Origin of the sequence: Ureibacillus sp. 179-F W5.1 NHS (genome assembly GCF_045369345.1) — a bacterium.
Taxonomy (GTDB): Bacteria; Bacillota; Bacilli; order Bacillales_A; family Planococcaceae; genus Ureibacillus; species Ureibacillus halotolerans.
Map to the genome: position 1 here is coordinate 1 of NZ_JBIQFG010000101.1, position 1,416 is coordinate 1,416.

The 1,416-nt window shown below is 35.9% G+C and carries 1 protein-coding gene and 1 pseudogene; both read right to left on the bottom strand.

The annotated features are described in order from the left end of the window. Positions 1-31 precede the first annotated feature (31 nt). Positions 32-898, bottom strand: a pseudogene (locus tag ACH0B5_RS17995) (IS3 family transposase); the annotation flags it as partial. Continuing rightward, the coding region (locus ACH0B5_RS18000) for a helix-turn-helix domain-containing protein (RefSeq protein ID WP_406928256.1) at positions 859-1,416 on the bottom strand (558 nt) is incomplete at its 5' end. The gene ACH0B5_RS18000 and the pseudogene ACH0B5_RS17995, both read right to left, overlap by 40 nt.

A 1,416-nucleotide genomic window follows, 5' to 3' on the forward strand; every position in this document is an offset into this window, starting at 1 on the left:
CGGTAGTGACCCCTTAAAGTTAGAGTTATTATTATGCAGCTAATTGGCTGGCATGTTTTCGGTAATTTACTGGACTCATGCCGGCCAATTTTTGTTTTATACGAACATTATTATAATAATTGATATATTCTTTTATTTTCTTTTGTAATGTTTCGTAAGAGATTAATTGTTCTCCATAATACATTTCCTGTTTTAATAAGCTAAAGAAGTTCTCCATGGCCGCGTTGTCTGCGCATGTTGCTTTACGAGACATGCTTTGAAAAATCCTGTTCTGCCTTAATGTTCTCACCCATGTATTATGTTGATAGTGCCATCCTTGATCTGAGTGAATAGTTGTCCGATATTCAGCACACTTTTGAATGATTGGAAGTACTTGTTTAAGTGAGTCTAAAACAAAATCTAGGCTTGGCCGTTTTGATATACTAAACCCAATAATTTCACCATTATATAAGTCCATGATTGGACTTAAATATAATTTTTCATCATCCGTACATTTAAATTCAGTTACATCAGTCACCAATTTTTGAAGGGCATATGGCGTTCTGAATCTACGATTCAAAAGGTTTTTAGCGACTTTTCCAACTGTTCCTTTGTAGGATTTATAGCGTGATTTACGTATGAATTTTACACATTTCAATCCTAGGTTTTTCATAATTCGTTGTACCTTTTTATGATTAATTATGTGTCCTTGCGCTCTTAATTCCCCATGAATTCGGCGGTAGCCATATCGCCCTTTATGTTGTTCGAAAGTCTCTAAAATCAAGGCTTTCCACTCTAAATCTGGATCTTCTTGCCTCATCAGTTTGATATGATAATGATACGTTGCTTCTGGAATATCCACTTGTTTTAAAATATCTTTTAATCGAAATCCTTCTTGTTTAAGTTCGAAGGCGATGGCGGCTTGTGCTTTTCGAGGAAGGCATCTGGATTCTCTCGAAAAGCCTTCAACTTTTTTAAATAAGCTACCTCTAAACGAAGCAGTTCATTTTCGCGTTCTAGTTGCTCCTCACGTGACATTGTTTTTTCTTGGCTATTCACTGTTGATTTTTGTTTCTTAGACATGGATGGGCGCCCCTTTGGTTTTCTTTGCAGGCCCTCTATCCCTTCTTTTAAAAACCGATGATACCAACTAGCAACTAAAGTGGGATCATTCAATTTAAAGTGAATTGCAGTATCTTGATGAGAAGCACCTGTTCGTTTCATATAGCTTAATACATCTAATTTAAATTGAACAGAATAAAACTGCTTCGTTTTCTTAACGGATAGCCCACTACATCCAAACTCTTGATAAGCACGTACCCATTTCCTTAACGGTGTAGCACCGACACCATATTTTTTCGCTATCGCTCTATATCCTAGTGAGCCACTTAAATATTCTTGAACCACCATCAATTTAAATTCTTCATTATATTTAGT